Source organism: Paenibacillus sp. ATY16 (assembly GCF_003399985.2).
Taxonomy (GTDB): Bacteria; Bacillota; Bacilli; order Paenibacillales; family Paenibacillaceae; genus Pristimantibacillus; species Pristimantibacillus glycanilyticus.
In genome coordinates, this window is record NZ_NMOK02000015.1 from 248,627 (window position 1) to 266,434 (window position 17,808).

The following is a 17,808-nucleotide window of genomic DNA, read 5'->3' on the forward strand; positions in this document are numbered from 1 at the left end:
GGGGGGAGATGATGCTTCTGCCAGACCCGGTGGGAGATCAGCGCATGATAATCGCCACTGCGGATTAGTTTTTTGCTTCATCCACCAGCTCTTCAAAGTCCGTGTCAAAACCGTTCACGCGCTGAACGGCTTGAATCAGCTCGGCGTATTCGCCGCCTACGTTCAAGATTTCTTTTACCAGATCGCAAGGGTCTACCAGGCCGTAGCTGCTCAGCAGCTCCTGATCGCGGAAGTCCGGATATACCGTTGTCTCAACGGCCAAGCGACAAGCGAACCGTTTCCAATCGACTTCTTCGCCGACTTTTTTGCCTTTTTTGAATTGCGGTACTGTACACTCGTCCTGAAGCTCTTCAATACGCTTGGTGTCCACGGCCTTGAGCCGGAGTGGTATCGGGTTGCCGTCCTCGTCCTCGTAACGCCGCGATACGATAATCTCCTCGATGACCGCCTGCTTCGCCTTGCCCTTCATGAATACATTCATCGATTTTGTTGCTGTTGTCATGGTCCATTCCCCTTCCGAGTTAGAGAGTATTATTCAAAGCCGTCCTTAAGGGCTTCCGGAATTTCGGCACCTTCGAAGGTAAACGGAATTTCCTCCTCCAGCACTTCGGCTTCTACGTTGAACTGCCCGATCTTTACCGAATCGATATTGCAGTTGAGCAGCGTAATACGCTCTGTTCCGCGGCCGGAGCCCGGATCGTCCAGCACGCCCTGCAGCGTGAAGTATACGTCTTTGCCTGAGGTTGCGTATTCCAGCAGCATTTTGGAGAACTTCGTCGTTACTTTATAAAGCGTCAGCGTACCCGTGCCGCTTAAGCTGGTCGTTTTTTTTCCGAGCCAACGGTTGCCGAGAACCGCCACATCCACCTTATTCTTCTCGATTGTCGCTTCAAACGACTTGGCGTAGCCGATTTCCTCACTGTCGATAAAGAGCCTTGCTTCCCGGCCGTTAATCGTATTATCCGCACGGAACTTTGCCATCGATTATCGCACCTCCACCGTAAAGAAAAATTTCTCCATGCTGTCAACCGGCTGAATGCCAAGATTGACATACACTTCGTCGCCAACCGAACGGATTGTATCGATCTCGAAATCTTTTATGAAATCAACGTTCTGAATCGCGCCGGCATCCTGCAAATCTCTTAAATATTGATTAGCGGCGGCCTTCAGCAGCGCATGGCCATCCCCGTTATTATCGATTTTGCCGATATAGCTGTCGTTGGCGACCCGTGCAAAATCATTCGCAATCGCGTCCAGCACGCGGACTACGCGGTTTTTCGAGAAACGGCCGTTGCGGGTTTGCGAGTAAGATACGAGCGAATTAATGTCCTGTTCGACTTTTACCTTCACGCCGTCATGGACAAATACGAATTGGCCTTTCTTAAGCGCTTCGATCACCTGGCTGTTCTTCAGGCGAGGATTGGCGTCAACCGCTCCTTCATAAGCGCTGTACGTATTGGACTGAATGATCGAAGCTCCGGCAGTTGCTCCGGCTACCCAGGCAACGGCATCCAGCGCGCTTAGCGTTGTGCCGTCCAGCAATACCACGCCGTTGCCAACGCTGACGATTCCTTCATAGTCGGAAATATTGGAGAACGCTCCGTCCTTTACCGGCGACGCAATCACGCCTTGAATCTTCTTCCCTTCCTCCTCGCGCATCCGTTTAATAAACGAGATAAACGAGATTTTCAGATTATCATCCGAGAATGGATAAGCGATAACGTCAAAATGCTGTGTCTCCGTCGCTTCCAGATACTCCGTATGATCCCCGCCGGTAACCGAGCTGTTTGTACCGCCTGTCAGCGGAGAGCCTGCCGTTTTGTCTACGCCCCCCGTACCGGAAAAGGTTACCCAGGCGTTCGCTTTAAGCTCGGATGCGCTGCCGACAACCTGCTGGTCAACAACGCGGCCGCTAACCAGCGTCTTAACCAGCTTTTTCGCGGCTCCGGATGGATCATCCTCCGATGCAATCGTAATATCATTGCCTCTTGTTCCGGTATGTATCGCGGTTGCCGTTACGACATTAGAGTCCGCGCCAAATGTCGCTTTCGCACGGTCGCCGGCATTCAGCCTGTAGAGAAGCAGCGTCTTTGCCCGTTTCTTCGCTTCGCGCACTTTGATCATTTTGGGATCATTGATATCGTAACCGAGCAGCTCCAGCACATCGCCGTCCGTTTCAATCTTCAGAAAGGTTTTGGATTGGCCCCAGCTCAGCTCAAGCGGCATCGTCACCGTGCCTCGCTCGCCGGATTTGATCCGCTCCAATGCTGCGATTTTGAAGTTCATATACAATCCCGGTCTTACCTTCTCCACGCCTTGAATCCATGTTCCTCCCGCCATCTTAACGAACCTCCCTTTGCATATAGGCCTTGATCAGCGCTTGCGCTTCCGCAATGGTCAGCTCATGAGCGCTTGTTCCGTATAAAGCACCGTCAACCACTTCCGGATTCACCCGGAACAGCTCCCGCGCGTTTCGTCGCAGGCTTTCCGCCGTATAACGCGTCTCCGCCGTTTCTAGTCCGGCAGCAGCCGGCGCGCTTTCGAGCGCATCCGCGGGTACTTGGGCCGGTGGCGGCTGGACCTCTATTTTTCTAGGTCTAGGCATCGCTTTTCATCCTTTCCGTAACCGTAACTGTATTTACTTTCTCGTACGTCTCCCTTTCAAAGCTGATCTGTCTGGACCATTCCAGCGTTAATTGGGCCTCTCCGGTACCGCCCATCTGCAGATCCAGCTTGTCGACGCGAATAAATTCACCGGTCAACGATCCATCCTCCGCGAGACATGGAACACGGTAACGGGGAGCCCGGATTCCGTCCGCTATAATCTCGGCAGCCATAAAGGCCTTGCTGTCGGTCTCCTCAAATACCTTGATGACCAGCGTATACGTCTTGCGGAACGACACCAGGTTGCCCGGACTGTCTACCACCCTCGGTGGAGGAAAGGCCAATGCGGGGAATGTTTTCTCCTCCGGCACATCGCCGATGTACTGCTCGGCGCTGATCAACTTCCCGCACAAGGACGCAATCGACAAGATGTCGGCAAACAAAATCGACCAGCCCCTTCATGAACGTAATCTGTTCCAGTGTAAGCGGAGAAGAGCTTATTTTCGGTACATGGCTTGTATGAGTTGCGTATGAAAATCGCCTAAGGAATGCCTAGATTTTGACTATAAGGAAGCGAAATACGTTTATAGACAATAAAAAAAAGCCTCCCGCAGGAAGCTTTTGTTATCATATCGTCTGTCAGATCATATTAGCTGCTTTTAAAATGGAGGATATCGTATGTACAGCTCTTGATTTGTAAACATCGTAAGTGCTCTTGGGTATCTTCAGCACAAATTCGTATATGTACTTATCTTTCTTCTGCTCAAAAAAACACCGGGTCAAAATTTCCTTACCTTCATAAGGCAGCGCCTCCAGCGCCCGTTCGATCGCTTTGCATTTTCCGGCATATTCAGCAATTTGGTCAACCCTATGATCCCACGCGGAAATATCGACTACCGCTTTCATTGACGGGTAAGCTTTCAGCAGCTGCTTCACCTTCCGGCGATCGGAGTCCGTCACCTTAACATGAGCCTCAAGCAGCATGCTATTACATTCCTCCATCAGAATCAAAATGAGCTAGCTTACCTATCTGAACATCACCATCCATTTAAAGGTAATACCTATTTTACCAAAATTTTCTGTTTTGTGAACAGTTCCTTTGGACTATAAAAAACGGGAATAGTCACCGTGGCGTACCACGCGATCTACTCCCGTTTGCTTCAGCAGGCTGCTATTTCACCCACAACTCAAACAGCCCTTCCGTAACCCCAAGGTTGTACATATAATAAAGGCCGAACAAAAAACTTACCGTGCCCGCAGCCTGCATCAAACCGCGGTTCAGCTTTACGCTCGTCTTGCTATATACAAACGGAATGCCAAGAATCGTTGTGAATATCAGCATGCCCGTGATCGTTCCGACTCCAAATACAAGAATGTACAAGGCGCATTCCCATACCGACTCAACCGTTGACAAGGTCAGAATAACCATCGCCGCGCTTCCGGCAAGACCATGGATAAAGCCGATAACCGTCACCTTGATGAGGGAGGATTTGTCATGCCGATGGGAATGCTGATAAGCGCGTTTTACGGATATTACATTTTTATAACCCAAGTAAACGAGCATAATGCCTACCAGAAACTCCAGCGACATTGCCCAAACTTCAGGCAGCTCTCCCTTTAAGAGGACGAGCACCATTCCTACGATAAACAACGTGCTTGTATGCCCGATCCCCCAAAAGATTCCCGTTAACGTCGAACGCCACAGCTTCTTTTGATTGCTTACCATCGTCGATACCGCGATAATGTGGTCGGGTTCAATGGAATGCTTGATGCCAAGCACCAGACCAAGCAGCAGAACCGTTATTAAACTCTCCATCCCGTATAGCCTCCCAAGCGTTCCTGTCTCTCTACCATTTAACCATTTTGTTCCATACGAACTCTATCATAAACTTGTTTAAGAGGAATGCCAAGCGTGCTTGCGATTTTTTTGCAATCCTCGTATTCCGGTGCCCATTGAACCACTTCTCCGTTATACAAGCCTTTCTTGACGGTGACCGGTCCCCATTCGGTCTGGACCGTTTCGAATACCCGCTCCAGCCGGTGAACGGTAAGCGGATAATAGCGGATGCCCAGCGTAGTTGTCTCGCGGAACAAAATCGCTTTCATCGCTTCTAATTTATCCTGCGGGCATAACAGCTGCAGCATGGTTCCCGGCCTATTTTTCTTCATATAAATCGGCGTATAGAACACGTCATTAGCGCCTTCCTCAAACAGCAAGTCCATCACATACCCGAGCCATTCGCCCGAAATATCGTCCAGATTCACTTCGAGCTTGATCATTCCGCTGTCTTCATGCTCATATGCCGGTTGATTGAACATTTCGCCCGACTCCTATCCCCTTCAACTATTCGCCAATGACAACGCGCAAAACATTCGGATGGTCCGGGAACGTCTTGGTCCCTGCGCCATAACCGATTGCCTCCACCTTGAAGGAAGGCATAGGTCCAAAGCTTTCGGCAAGCACTGCCGCAAAAGCTGCCCCGGTAGGCGTCGTAAGCTCCGCACGAATCGTCGACTGCTCGATCGGAATGCCCTTCAGCATTTCGAGCGTTGCCGGCGCCGGCACTGGGTAAATACCGTGATCGATACGGATTTTACCAACTCCAACCGGTACGGGCGCGCATTTCACCGTTGTAATCTGCAGCTGGTGAAGCAGAATCGCAGCGCCAACGATATCAACGATGGAATCAACCGCGCCTACCTCGTGAAAATGAACCCGTTCAAGCGGCAGGCCATGAATCTTCCCTTCGGCCTCGCCAATCTTCTTGAAAATTTGAAGCGCGGTTTGTTTAACCGCGTCCGTCAAGGCAGATTTGTCGATTAGCTCGACGATGTCCTTGTACGCCCGATGATCATGGTGGTGATGACCGTGATCATGCGAATGGCTATGGCTGTGGTCGTGATGGTGGCTGTTATCGTGGTCGTGCTCATGATCGTGCAAATGGCTGTGACCATGGTCGTGCTCATGATCGTGCAAATGGCTGTGACCATGGTCGTGCTCATGATCATGACTATGCGCATGCTGGTGATGGTCATAATGATCATGTTCGTGTTCATGCTCATGGCTATGCTCATGATGATGATCATGTCCGTGTTCATGCTCATGACTATGCTCATGATGATGATCATGAGCATGGCTGTGCCCCTGCCCCTCCTGCTTCAGCTCGACATCAAACTTCAAAGCCTTGATGCCGTTCTTCATCACATGCTTCCAGGCAAGCTCGTATTCGTCGCTGATCTGAAGCTTCTTCAGTTCTGCCTGCAGATGAGAGGCGTCGCCTCCCGCATCCAGGAGGGCGCCGATAAACATATCTCCGCTGATGCCGGAGAAGCAATCGATATATAAGGTTTTCATAGGCCAGCGGCTCCTTTGTTTATAAGCTGGTGGATCAGCGCGGCGTTATATCCGCCGCCAAATCCATTGTCGATGTTGACGACGCTGATGCCGGAGGCGCATGAATTGAGCATGGTGAGAAGTGCAGACAGACCGTTAAAGTTAGCGCCATAGCCCACGCTTGTCGGAACCGCGATAACCGGATGGGCGACAAGGCCGCCTACAACGCTTGGCAGCGCTCCTTCCATCCCGGCAACGACGACCGAAACGGCGGCTTGCTGAATCTCTTCCGCATGATGCAGCAGGCGGTGAATGCCCGCAACCCCAACATCGTAGAAGCGGCGTACGCTGCTTCCCAGAACTTCAGCCGTTACAGCCGCTTCTTCGGCAACGGCCAGATCCGATGTGCCTGCCGCCACAACCGCAACATACCCGTTCAGCTTGCTCTCCCCATTGTCCGCATGCTTCCAGAACAGCAGTCTAGCTACGGCATCGTATTGATAATCGGAACACACAATCCGGATCTGTTCCGCTTTTTCCCGAGACACGCGGGTAATAAGAACCTCGTGATTTTGCGCCTGCAAAGCTTTCGCAATCCCGATAATTTGCTCCGCCGATTTGCCTTCCCCGTATACGATTTCAGGGAAGCCCTGGCGTTTTTTCCGGTGATGGTCCACCTTCGCAAAGCCCAAATTCTCGAATGTCGCCAGCTGCTTCGCCGCATCCTCGACGCTAAGCCTGCCGTCCTGTACCTGTCTTAGCACTTCTTCAAGCATGTATTCACCTCTTAAGCCTTTTCGGATCTTTAGAACAATGCTGCAATACCGGCTGCCAATTTCTCGTAGCGATCATAAATGGCTTTATATACCTTGCTGTTCCCGGGATTCGGATGCACGGCTTCCCCCATCGGGATATTAGACTTAATAGAAGCCAGATCCTTCTCTTCCCCGATTGCGACCAGCCCAATCCAGGCGGCTCCCCAAGCTGCGCTATGATGATTCTCCGAAACGTAAATTTCCGCATCGAAAATATCCGCCATCATCTGCAGCCAGAACGGCGAACGCGCTAAACCGCCGTTTACGTAAATTTTCCGGGAAGGACCGGCAAGCTGCTCCAAGGCCCGTCCAATCTGATACAAATTAAACGTAATGCCTTCCAGCACGGCGCGAACGTAATGCGCCTTCGTATGGGCAACGGTCATGCCGTAGAAGTTGCCTCTTGCACGCGGATTCCACAGAGGCGCTCTCTCCCCGTTAATATACGGGAGGAACAGCAGGCCTTCGGCTCCGGTAGCGGACTTGTCCGCCTCCGCGAGGAAGCTTTCGTAGCTGCCTTGATCATTCAGAAGCTGCTTCAGCCACTGGAGCGCGATGCCGCCATTGTTCGTAGGTCCGCCGATAATATAGGAATCCTCGGTAAAAGAATAGCAGAACGTCTCGCCGCGGCTGCTGACCTTCGCCTCATGGGTCACTTGGCGGATTGCTCCGCTTGTCCCGACCGATACGGCAACTTCCCCGGGCAGCAGCGCGCCAATTCCCAGGTTAGCCAGTTGGCCGTCCGCGGCGCCAATCGCCACGGGCAGCTCCGGCGCGATTCCCATTTCTTCGGCAATCTCCCTGTTTATCGTACCTAGAAGGGTCGTAGGGGCAACAATTTCGGATAGCTGGCTCGCCTGAATACCGGCCAGATCCAGCATTTCCCCATCCCACTCCCGCGCATGCGGGTTAAACAATCCGGTGGCCGACGCCATCGAATAGTCGATGACCCGCTTGCCGAACCAGCAATAAATCAAATATTCCTTGATCGACATGAAAAAGGCGGCTTGACGGTAAGGCTCGTATCCGGCGTCCTTCATCCACAGCAGCTTCAGGAAGGGCGACATGGGATGGATCGGCGTACCCGTTCTCTCGTAGTAACGCTGACGCTCTTCCTCCGTCAGGCGTTCCGCCTGATCCGTTCCCCTTCCGTCCGACCAGATCAAAGCAGGGGCTAACGGCTTCCCCTCTCCGCTTACCGGCAAGAGAGAATGCATAGCCGCTGAAAATCCGAGAACGGCAACCTCGTCCTTCCCGATTCCCGCTTTCTGAATCGCCTTGCTTACGGCAAGAACGGCAGAGCGTTCAATAGCAGCCGCATTCTGCTGGACCCAGCCTACCTGCGGGTATTCGGAGTCAACAAGCTCCTCCGCCTCCGCAATAAGATGGCCAACGCGGTTAAAGATACAGGCTTTGGCGCTGGTTGTGCCCAGATCAAGCCCAATGACGTAATTTGACATTCGATAATCCTTCCTTTTTCCCCAAGTGTAAACGGCTTGCCCGAATTATAGATGAAGCGATCGATTCATGCTGCCGCTCTTGTATCCGAGCAGATCAAGGGTTACGTATTTATAACCAAAGGCTTGAAGCTGCGCTACGATTGAATCGTGATGAGCGAGCACTAGCGTCATATCGCCAGGTTCTACCTCTATTCTAGCAATCTCGTCGTGAGTACGCACGCGAACTTGGCGAATACGGAGCGATTTCAAATAAGCTTCCGCGCGTTCCACCTTCAGCAGCTTCTCGTTCGTAATTCTCTCGCCGTAAGCAATCCTTGAGGACAAGCAGGCGAAGGAAGGTTTATCCCATGTCGGCAGGCCAAAGACCTTCGACAGCTCCCGAATTTCCTGTTTATATAAATCCGCCTCCAGCAGCGGGCCTCTGACGCCTCTTTCCTTGGCCGCCTGCATGCCGGGACGGTGTTCGTTCTTGTCATCCGCGATAACGCCGTACACCAGATTGGCGAAGGATCGCTCTTCGAGCAGCGGGAACAGGTGGTCAAACAGGCTGCTTTTGCAAAAATAACAACGGTTCTTATTGTTCTCCGCATACCCCGGAATGGCAAGCTCCGAAGTCGAAACGACTTCGTGCTGTACGCCGATTTGCTTCGCCAGCGCCTTGGCTTCTTCCAGCTCACTCGTCGGGTAGGTCTCCGAATCGGCCGTGACGGCAAGCACGTTCTCCGGTCCAAGCGTCTCAACCGCCGCTTTTAACAGAAAGGTACTGTCCACCCCTCCGGAAAAAGCAACCACAACCGATCCCATCTCGCGAAGAATGTCCTGCAGGGCAACATATTTTTCAGTCTGCATTTCCATTCCCCTCTCTAGATCGTCATGCTGCCGAAACCGCCGTCCACGCGGATCAAGGTTCCCGTAACGAAGCCCGATGCTTTCTCCGAAGCCAGCCATACCGCTGCGCCTTGAAGCTCCTCCGGCGTTCCGAACCGGTTCATTGGCGTATGACGCATAATGGAGGCAACACGTTCCTCGCTTAATATTTTACGGTTCTGTTCAGCCGGGAAGAACCCCGGAATAATGGCATTCACCCGGATGCCTTGCTCGGCGAACTCGCGGGCGAGAAATTGCGTAACGCTGTTAAGACCGGCTTTGGATACCGAATAAGTAAACACTCTGGACAACGGCGTAGTGGAGGATACGGAAGAAATATTAATTATGCTGCCCGTCCGCTGCTGCTCGATCATCCGCTTGGCGAAGATTTGGCAGGTGAGTATAATTCCTTTCAGATTGACGTCCATGATGTCGTCATACTCCTCCATTTCCAGCTCGAAGAATGGAGTTGCGCTGTTTTTGCCCGGGGCATTCAGCAGAATATCGCATCCGCCTCTCCACGCTTCAAACTCCGACTGTACCTTGAGCAGCGATTCCTTGGACAATACATCCGCTTGGAACGCCTTCGCGCTACCGCCATCGCTGATAATGGCGTCCACAACGTCTTGCGCCTTTTCGATATTACGTCCAACAATAGCAACATGGGCGCCGTGAGCGGCAAGACCCGCTGCCATGGAAGAACCAAGTACGCTGTTGCCGCCGATGACAACCGCCGTTTTCCCCGTCAAATCAAATAAGTTAGCCGTCATTATTCTTCTCTCCCCATTGTCTCTGATCTAGAACAAGTTTCCGTCGTTATTGAAATCAAGCTCATATAAATCCTTCACGACTTCCATGCGCGGATGATGCTTCACGTATTCCAGGAGAGCTTCCGATACTTCAATCTCGCCAATCTCCAGCGTGTTTTTGATCCGCACCATTTTTACCTGGTCAAAATGCAAAATATTGCACGTCTTGATCGACGCCTGAATCGTCTCCCGGTCATTCGGAAGCGTCGTGGCAATCTTGGTTGGCGCCACAACCGTCGAAGTCAGACCGTTTGCGTACGTTTTCTCCAGGTCCATCTTGTCTACGAGACGCTGCGTTGTAAAATCCGCCGTTCCAACGCCGTTTGCGTTGCCTTCCGTCTGATGCGTCAGGTCAAGCACGGCCATTTTGTTCACGTCCGGCCCGCCATGCGCGTATGGCGTCGGGTAACGGCCCGTAATGTTCGGATCCATTCCGTCGCCGCTGATGTTTTTGCCGATCTGATCAATAATGAGAACATCCAGCTGGTCAAAGAACAGCTTCGGCAGCAGCTCCTTCGCTTGGGCGAGGAATTGCGGCTCCCGCTCTACGATTTCATCCGGGGTAAGCGTTTCGATGTAGCGGACTTTATCGAAAGCATTCTCAATCGACGCTACGCCAAACAACACCGGCTTCTGCTCCATAATAAGCTTAGCCATAGCCGGAACATTCTCCGCCATATATTTGAAGCCAAGCTGGTGGCACGCCTCCGCGCCTCTTTGCTTGCCAAGACCGATGCTGATCATCTTCATGATACCGCTTTCCACATTGCCTCTAAATGCCGTATGCGGCTTCACGCGGTTAATGACGACAATACCGTCCGCCGCGGCAGCGAATTTATCCAGATAGACGGGAAGGCCGTTCGGAAGCTCGCCAAGCTGCACGACTTCCATCGAAGAGCGGATCTCGCATCCAGCCGTCTCTTCCGTTACGCCCAGATGAGCGAGCACTTCGCGTTGCCCTTCCGCCGTCGCTCCGCCATGGCTTCCCATGCTCGGCACGATAAATGGTTTCGCTCCGGCATCCTTCAGGAACTTCACGGTAACCGCCGTAATCTCCACGAGACGGTCAAGTCCGCGGCTGCCTACCGCAATTGCAATCTCCATGCCCGGTTTGACGCGGCTTGTAATTTGCTCCCGCTGAAGCTTCGGCAGCAGCTCGCTTGCGATATCTTCAATTTTTGAATCGTCGAAATTGACTTTCACCTTGGCCATGCGCGGAATCGGAATATCCTTGACCAAATCCTGCAAAATACCCATCCAGTCATCGCTCCTTTTTACGCTCTAATAATTTGTTTGTTTAATGAACAAATTAATTGTATTATAAATGTAACAAGCACTATCTCCATTGTCAATTCCGTATTTATGCTGCTAGGAGGATAAAGATGATTACCGGCGACGCTTCTTATATAAAGAAAATGAATCGTTCTTTGATTCTGAAAGAAATTTTGAAGGAAGGCATGCTTTCGAGAGCCGACGTCTCCAAAGTAACCGCCCTCACCCGGGCGACGGTATCGGGCCAGGTCTCGGATCTGCTTGAAGAGGAATTGGTTATCGAGAAAGAAATCGAATACAACCAGGTCGGCCGCAAACCGATTATGCTGTCCATTAACGCGGAGGCCGGTTACGCGATTGGCATCGATCTGGAGTATGATCGGATTTCCTTCGCGATCTCGGATCTTCAAGGCTCTCTTGTCCTGTCCGACGCCATCAAATTGCAAAACAACGCTTACGCGGATATCCTGACCTTGCTGACCGGCCAGATCAAGCATTATCAGGAGCGCTTCGCTGCCAGCCGGTACGGCATTATCGGCATTGTTATCGCCATTCACGGCCTAGTCTCAACGGATGAAGTCATTCATTATATCCCGTCCTTTGACTGGCATGACGTCCCGCTGAAGAGCGATTTGGAGAACGCTCTTGGCCTGCAAGTAAAGCTGGAGAACAATGCGAATCTCAGCGCTTTCGCGGAGCGCGTTTTTTTCCATCACGAGACTAACGATCTGTTAAGCGTCACTTTGCATTCCGGCATCGGGATGGGCATGATGATAAATCATTCCTTCTTCCGGGGGCAAGACGGATTTGCCGGGGAGATTGGTCATATGATTGTTATGCCTGGCGGCCTTCCGTGCAATTGCGGCAATCAAGGCTGCTGGGAGAAATACGCTTCCGAGACAAGCGTCCTCCAGCTATTGCGCGCCAAGAAGCCGGACGCGGACATCACCTATGCGCAAATCGAACGCTGGATGGAGGAGAAGGACCCGGACGTGACGGATATAATGGAGCAGTTCCTCTATTATCTCTCCATCGGTCTAAATAACATTATTAATATTTATAACCCGGAGGTTGTTGTTCTGGACAGCGAATTGCTGCGGATTTATCCGGACTCCCTCCCGCTCATTGAATCGAATTTAAACTCCAGAGTCAGCCACTACCGGGAAATCAAGATTTCCACCATCGGGAAACAATCCTGCGTGCTTGGCGCATGCGCGATTGCGATCCAGAACTTCCTGCAGGTCCCCATTTTGAATCTTCCCTATAAAGGTTAACGCAAAAAAAAGCGGTGCAGAGATTGTTCTCTGCACCGCTTTGCTGTTAGTCGTGGAAGTTCGTTCCGTCCGCTACCGCCTTCACGTAGCCCGCACGGATAACAAAGTCGCCAAAATTCTCGCCTTGGTTGCGTTCGGCAGCATACCGGTTAATAATTGGCGTAAGGGTATCGATGATTTCGTCTTCGCCGATGTTTTCTTTGTACATCTTGCTGAGGCGGTCGCCGGCGAAGCCTGCGCCCATGTACATGTTGTATTTGCCAGGCGATTTGCCGATAAACGAAATTTCGCCAAGCGCCGGACGCGCGCAGCCGTTCGGGCAGCCCGTCATCCGAATGTTGATCTCTTGATCCCGGAGTCCCGCGTTAGCAAGGATAGGCTCCAGACGGTCGATCAGCGACGGCAGGTAACGCTCCGCTTCCGCCATGGCAAGACCGCAGGTTGGAAGGGCTACGCAGGACAATGCGCTGCGGCGGAGCGCCGAATAGTTCGAGCCTTCCGCAATGCCGAATTCCTTCAAAATAGCAACGATTTTGGTCTTCTTCTGAGCCGTAACGTTCGCGATAACCAGGTTCTGGTTAGCCGTTAAACGGAAATCCCCCGTATGAATCTTCGCAATTTCGCGAAGCGCCGATCTCAGCTTATTGTCTTCCGTATCGACCACGCGGCCGGCTTGAACATACAGATTCAGATTCCATTTGCCGTCTTTACCTTTGATCCAGCCGTAACGGTCGCCCGTATGCTCGAAGCGGAATTCGCGGGCAGGAGCAAGCTGCCAGCCCAGACGGTCCTGCAGCTCATCCATGAACCAAGGAAGGCCGTGACGGTCGATTGTATATTTGAAACGAGCGTATTTGCGTACGGAACGGTTTCCGTAGTCGCGTTGAATCGTCACGACTTTTTCCGCCAGATCCAATACTTGATCAGGGGTTACAAAGCCGATGACTTTAGCAAGCTGCGGGTAAGTCGCCGTATCGCCATGCGTCATGCCCATGCCGCCGCCAACGCTGACGTTAAAGCCGGCAAGCTTGCCGTCTTCGCCTAGGATCGCAATAAAGCCAAGATCCTGCGAGTACACGTCCACGTCATTAGAAGGAGGTACGGCAATACCGATCTTGAACTTACGAGGCAGGTAGACCGGACCGTAAATCGGTTCAACCTCGCCTTGCTCCGCGCCGTCTACGACCTTCTCGCCATCCAGCCAGATTTCATGGTAAGCAGGCGTTTTTGGCGCCAGATGCGATGTCAGCTGCTGCGCCCAGTAGAATACTTCGCTATGAAGCTCCGACTGGTACGGATTCGGGTTGCACATCACGTTACGGCTAACGTCGCCGCAAGCAGCAAGCGTCGTTAACATCGCTTCATTGATCTCTTGAATGGTTTTCTTCAGGTTCCATTTCAATACCCCATGCAGCTGGAACGCTTGACGCGTAGTCAGCTTCAGGCTGCCTGTACCGTATTTGTCAGCCAGGCTGTCCATCAGAAGCCATTGCTCCGGAGTCGCTACACCGCCCGGTGTAACGACGCGAAGCATAAATTGATAATACGGCTCGAGCTTTTGCTTCTCGCGCTCGTTGCGATAATCGCGGTCGTCCTGCATGTAGCTGCCGTGGAATTTCAGAAGTCGGTTATCCAGCTCGGGAAGTCCGCCTGTAATCCGGTTTGCCAGCGAGTCGGTCAACGAACCGCGCAAATAGTTACTTTCGAGTTTCAGATGTTCCACGTCGCTCGGCGGTCCGCCGACTGGCTCGACTTTATGGTTCTTTGCCATTGCTGTTAGCTCCTTTGCCCATGTAATGGGCCCATACTTATCTATTTGCTATGCGCTGCCGATCGAGCGCCTAGTATACGTCGCGTTGGTAGCGTCCTTGCTCTTGCAATGCGGACAGGTAGGCTGCCGCATCCTCAGGCGATTTGCCGCCGTATTGGCCGATAATCGTCAGGAGCGCGGATTGAACGTCATGCGCCATGTGCTTCTCGTCGCCGCAGACATAAACATGAGCGCCGTTTTCCAGCCACTTGTACAGCTCTGCGCCATTTTCCAGCATGCGGTGTTGCACGTAGACCTTCTCTTCCGTATCGCGGGAGAATGCTACGTCCAGCTTCGACAATACGCCGTCCTTCAGCATGCGCTGCCAATCGGTTTGATACAGGAAGTCCGTTACGAAATGGCGATCGCCGTAGAACAACCAAGTCTGGCCTTCGGCACCCGATTCCTCGCGCTCTTCCAGGAAGGCGCGGAACGGTGCAACGCCAGTACCCGGACCAACCATGATCACAGGCGTATCCGGACTAACCGGCGGCTTGAAGTTCGGGTTCTGTTGGATAAAGATCGGCAGCTTGTCGCCAGGCTGCAGACGTTCGGATACAAATACCGAGCATACGCCTTTGCGGTCGCGGCCATGCGCTTCGTATTCCACCTTGCGGATGGTCAGATGCACTTCTTCCGGATGCGCTTCGATGCTGCTTGCGATCGAATATAGACGCGGAGGCAGCTTGCGGAGCAAGTTTGCGACATCCGCTGCTTTCAGTGTCCAAGGCGCGAAATCACGGAGCAGGTCAAGCAAATCGCGTCCGTTCAGGTACGCCTTCAATTCTTCTTTATTTTCCGGTTTAACAAGCTCGGCAAGCTTGGAATTGCCCGAGAAAGCAACGGCTTTTTCCAGCAGCGGCTTCGTTAATACCGTAATTTCATAATGGTGGAGCAGAGCTTCACGCAGCGTTGAAGTCTCTCCGGCTTTACCGGTTACAACCTTCTCATTCGCATCCCAGTTAAGAAGCGCAATGATGTCGTTTACTAATGCGGGATCGTTTTGCGCGTATACGCCAACCGCATCGCCAGGCGCATAAGTCAGACCGGATCCTTCGAGCGACAGCTCCAAATGGCGCGTCTCGCGATCGGAGCCTCTGCCGTTCAGGTTCAAGCTGTCCAGCACTTCGGCCATAAACGGATTCGAACGGGAGTATTCGGACTCGCCGGCTGCTGCCGGGGATGCCGATACCGCAGCTCCTTGCGGAGCTGCCGCTGCCGACGGCGCAGCGCTAACCGCTCCGCTGACTGCCGCAAGCCAACCGGCTGCCGCATCTTCGAAATCAACGTCGCAGTCCACGCGGTCAACGATACGTTCAGCGCCAAGCTCAGCGAGACGGGAGTCAAAGTCTGCGCCTGTTTTGCAGAAAAATTCGTACGATGTGTCGCCAAGAGCCAGCACGGAGAACTTCATGCCCTCCAGCTTCGGTGCACGTTTGCCATGCAGGAATTCATAGAATGTCAAGGCGTTATCCGGCGGATCTCCTTCGCCATGCGTGCTTGCGAGGATAAACAAATAGCCGACTTCTTTTAATTTGTTGGTCTTGAACTTGTTCATCGCCGACAACGTTACGTCAAAGCCCTGCGCTTTCAGCTTCTCGGCAAGACGGCCAGCCAATCTTTGCGCATTGCCTGTTTGCGATCCGAACAAAATGGTAGCATCCTTAGGACCTTGCGGCACGGCAGGTACTACGGAAAGGGCAGTCGCAGGCGCTTCCGCGATAGCGGCTCCCGCGGCAACCGATGCCAGAGCCGTGTTATTGCCCGCGCCGTAAAAAGCTAAATAACCGCTCAGCCATTGCATTTGAGATCCTGTTAAAGTTGGGAGCAGCTTGTTAAGCAGTTCTGCCTGCTCGCCCGTAAACGGACTATTCGTCACTTGAAGTTGCAAACAACATCCACCTCACATCAATCTATAAAATCCGACTTCGACACTCTGTTTTTTACTATACTTAATACTAACGCAGGCTTTCGTTAGGTTCAATGCGTTCGTCGAAAAATGTCTATAAGATATTCTGTAATATTAATCACTTTTATTTATAAAGCTGCGTATACGGACTGATATGACATAATTTTTCCCTAATTATGGCTGTAAAATGCTTATTCTTCTCTTCCTGCAAGGCATCAGGCAGCGATAAGAGGTTTCAACTTGTTCCGGATAGGGGTAAAAATCAATATAAAAAAAGCACCTCATTAAATGAGGTGCATCGATAATCTTATCCTGTTATCTTGCGAAGTTGTGTCCGCCGATTCTGGCTACAACCTCGAGGCTGCTCCAGAACGATCCTCTGGTGACGTTCGGATTGTAGAAATAAACGGCGTCATAAACGTTATTTCTCCCGTTCAAGGCATCCTTGGCTGCGCGAAGCGCGCTAGCATTCGGCTTGCTCTTGTCTAGCAGTCCGTTGTGGGCTGGCGGGAATTGCTTGCCGGAGTAGATTACATCATGAATGGAATCCGGAAAACGGGAGTCCTTCACCCGGTTCAGAATAACATTCGCAATGGCAAGCTGTCCTTCGTAGGAGTCTCTGCCTGCTTCAATTTGGGAAATCTTCGCAAGCAGCGTTAAATCGCTTTGCGAATACGAAGAAGCCGGATTATCCAGGAATGAAGGGATAACGACTTTTAATTTTGTTCCGGGCTTTACCTGATCCTTGCTGTTTAATCCGTTGCGCTTGAGCAAAGTCGCGGTGCTGATGCCGTATTCCTTGCTGATCTCGGCAAGACCGTATTCATCGGTTACGGCTGCACGGTCCACATCGGTAAGCTTTGCCGTATTCGAATCGGTATCCCATGTCAGCTCTGCGTGAAGCACGTCAGCCAGCTGGCGGAGAGGCACATACATTCTGCCGTCTTCCATGAACGGTACCGCATCCATCTTGTAACGGTTGTCGTTGAAATATACGACAGGTACGCCATTGCCGAATACAATTTCATCATTGTAAGCTGTATCTATTGTAAGTTCTTCATTATTGCTGTCCCAACTGATCTCGGCGCCAAGCATCGTAGCAATGCGAGCTGCCGGTACATACATTCTGTTCTTTTGTGTAATAATGGAATCTGACAGCTTCGCGTTCTCGCCATTTACCCGAACCGTTGCGCCCGCTTCTGCCGCAGAAACGCTTGCAAGCGGTCCAGCACTAAGCCAGAGAAGCGCTAAAGCCATTACACAAGACATGATCTTCACAGATTTTTGCATGCTATGTACGATCATATATACCTCCTTGAATAAATGTAGGTATAAAGCCCTGAACCATTCATGCTCTGGGTAATTGTACCACATGGAAATATAAAGTTTGGATTAACATTTTCACAGAAAAGCTGAAATACGCTAGAAATTCTTTCATTTTTCTCATAAAAGAGCGATTTGTTTCTCATTTATTATTAATTTATACGGTTAATAAATAGTTGGTCGTGAAGCACACGCCGTTTTGATTTTCGTTTTATCTCCGTGATAAGACGATTTCGAAGCGGCGTTTTTGCTTGTATTCACGACCCTTAGGACACGGAACGATCGAATTTCTGCGTGCACCATGTGGTCTCTAATGAGCCAAATAACGTTA

18 protein-coding genes are annotated in these 17,808 nt (G+C 51.7%); 1 reads left to right on the forward strand and 17 read right to left on the reverse strand.

The window, feature by feature from the left end; translation table 11 throughout:
• Window positions 1-64: 64 nt before the first annotated feature.
• The 14 genes from CFI03_RS09570 to CFI03_RS09630 all read right to left on the reverse strand — a co-directional run bounded on the left by CFI03_RS09570 (window position 65) and on the right by CFI03_RS09630 (window position 11,146).
• On the reverse strand, window positions 65-502 hold the full coding sequence (locus CFI03_RS09570) for a phage tail assembly chaperone (RefSeq protein ID WP_248757206.1): 438 nt from the start codon (window positions 500-502) through the stop codon (window positions 65-67).
• 29 nt (window positions 503-531) lie between these two features.
• Window positions 532-981 (reverse strand): phage tail tube protein, encoded by a 450-nt coding sequence (locus tag CFI03_RS09575; protein ID WP_127496018.1) that lies wholly within the window; start codon window positions 979-981, stop codon window positions 532-534.
• A 3-nt stretch (window positions 982-984) separates the two neighbouring features.
• The gene (locus CFI03_RS09580; RefSeq protein ID WP_248757207.1) at window positions 985-2,340 is read right to left on the reverse strand and encodes a phage tail sheath family protein; all 1,356 of its coding nucleotides are present in this window, start codon (window positions 2,338-2,340) and stop codon (window positions 985-987) included.
• A 1-nt stretch (window position 2,341) separates the two neighbouring features.
• Complete coding sequence (locus tag CFI03_RS09585; protein WP_127496020.1) at window positions 2,342-2,605, reverse strand: YqzN/YkzM domain-containing protein; 264 nt, start codon at window positions 2,603-2,605, stop codon at window positions 2,342-2,344.
• Window positions 2,598-3,047 carry a hypothetical protein gene (locus tag CFI03_RS09590; RefSeq protein WP_127496021.1) on the reverse strand — a complete coding sequence of 150 codons (450 nt, stop codon included), beginning with the start codon at window positions 3,045-3,047 and terminating at the stop codon, window positions 2,598-2,600. The genes CFI03_RS09585 and CFI03_RS09590 overlap by 8 nt, the downstream gene beginning before the upstream one ends.
• 196 nt (window positions 3,048-3,243) lie before the next feature.
• Entirely contained in the window at window positions 3,244-3,588 is a 345-nt protein-coding gene (locus CFI03_RS09595; protein WP_127496022.1) for a hypothetical protein, read from the reverse strand.
• Between the two features lie 187 nt (window positions 3,589-3,775).
• Window positions 3,776-4,420, reverse strand: a complete 645-nt coding sequence (locus CFI03_RS09600; RefSeq protein ID WP_248757208.1) for a HupE/UreJ family protein — start codon at window positions 4,418-4,420, stop codon at window positions 3,776-3,778.
• 38 nt (window positions 4,421-4,458) lie between these two features.
• Window positions 4,459-4,923 (reverse strand): nickel pincer cofactor biosynthesis protein LarC2, encoded by a 465-nt coding sequence (gene larC2 / locus CFI03_RS31040; RefSeq protein ID WP_201004339.1) that lies wholly within the window; start codon window positions 4,921-4,923, stop codon window positions 4,459-4,461.
• Between the two features lie 25 nt (window positions 4,924-4,948).
• Complete coding sequence (gene larC, locus CFI03_RS31045) at window positions 4,949-5,959, reverse strand: nickel pincer cofactor biosynthesis protein LarC (RefSeq protein WP_283094470.1); 1,011 nt, start codon at window positions 5,957-5,959, stop codon at window positions 4,949-4,951.
• A complete protein-coding gene (gene larB, locus CFI03_RS09610; protein WP_248757209.1) occupies window positions 5,956-6,714 on the reverse strand; it encodes a nickel pincer cofactor biosynthesis protein LarB in 759 nt (252 codons plus the stop codon). The genes larC and larB overlap by 4 nt, the downstream gene beginning before the upstream one ends.
• A 29-nt stretch (window positions 6,715-6,743) precedes the next feature.
• Complete coding sequence (locus tag CFI03_RS09615) at window positions 6,744-8,213, reverse strand: gluconokinase (protein ID WP_248757210.1); 1,470 nt, start codon at window positions 8,211-8,213, stop codon at window positions 6,744-6,746.
• A 45-nt stretch (window positions 8,214-8,258) separates the two neighbouring features.
• Window positions 8,259-9,062, reverse strand: coding sequence for an ATP-dependent sacrificial sulfur transferase LarE (gene larE / locus CFI03_RS09620; protein WP_248757211.1), 804 nt, complete (start codon window positions 9,060-9,062; stop codon window positions 8,259-8,261).
• Between the two features lie 14 nt (window positions 9,063-9,076).
• On the reverse strand, window positions 9,077-9,850 hold the full coding sequence (locus CFI03_RS09625) for an SDR family oxidoreductase (protein WP_248757212.1): 774 nt from the start codon (window positions 9,848-9,850) through the stop codon (window positions 9,077-9,079).
• Between the two features lie 27 nt (window positions 9,851-9,877).
• The gene (locus tag CFI03_RS09630; RefSeq protein WP_248757213.1) at window positions 9,878-11,146 is read right to left on the reverse strand and encodes a nickel pincer cofactor-dependent isomerase, group 22; all 1,269 of its coding nucleotides are present in this window, start codon (window positions 11,144-11,146) and stop codon (window positions 9,878-9,880) included.
• 125 nt (window positions 11,147-11,271) lie between these two features.
• Here CFI03_RS09630 and CFI03_RS09635 point away from each other — a divergent pair, with 125 nt between their 5' ends.
• Window positions 11,272-12,435, forward strand: a complete 1,164-nt coding sequence (locus tag CFI03_RS09635; protein WP_248757214.1) for an ROK family protein — start codon at window positions 11,272-11,274, stop codon at window positions 12,433-12,435.
• Between the two features lie 46 nt (window positions 12,436-12,481).
• On the opposite strand, the gene cysI is transcribed toward CFI03_RS09635, so the two are convergent.
• The 3 genes from cysI to CFI03_RS09650 form a co-directional block, all read right to left on the reverse strand.
• On the reverse strand, window positions 12,482-14,206 hold the full coding sequence (gene cysI, locus CFI03_RS09640; RefSeq protein ID WP_248757215.1) for an assimilatory sulfite reductase (NADPH) hemoprotein subunit: 1,725 nt from the start codon (window positions 14,204-14,206) through the stop codon (window positions 12,482-12,484).
• A gap of 70 nt (window positions 14,207-14,276) precedes the next feature.
• Window positions 14,277-16,136: an assimilatory sulfite reductase (NADPH) flavoprotein subunit gene (locus CFI03_RS09645; protein WP_248757216.1), complete on the reverse strand. Its 1,860-nt coding sequence runs from the start codon at window positions 16,134-16,136 to the stop codon at window positions 14,277-14,279.
• Window positions 16,137-16,469: 333 nt separating this feature from the next.
• Window positions 16,470-17,459, reverse strand: a complete 990-nt coding sequence (locus tag CFI03_RS09650; protein ID WP_248757217.1) for a cell wall hydrolase — start codon at window positions 17,457-17,459, stop codon at window positions 16,470-16,472.
• Between the last annotated feature and the right edge of the window lie 349 nt (window positions 17,460-17,808).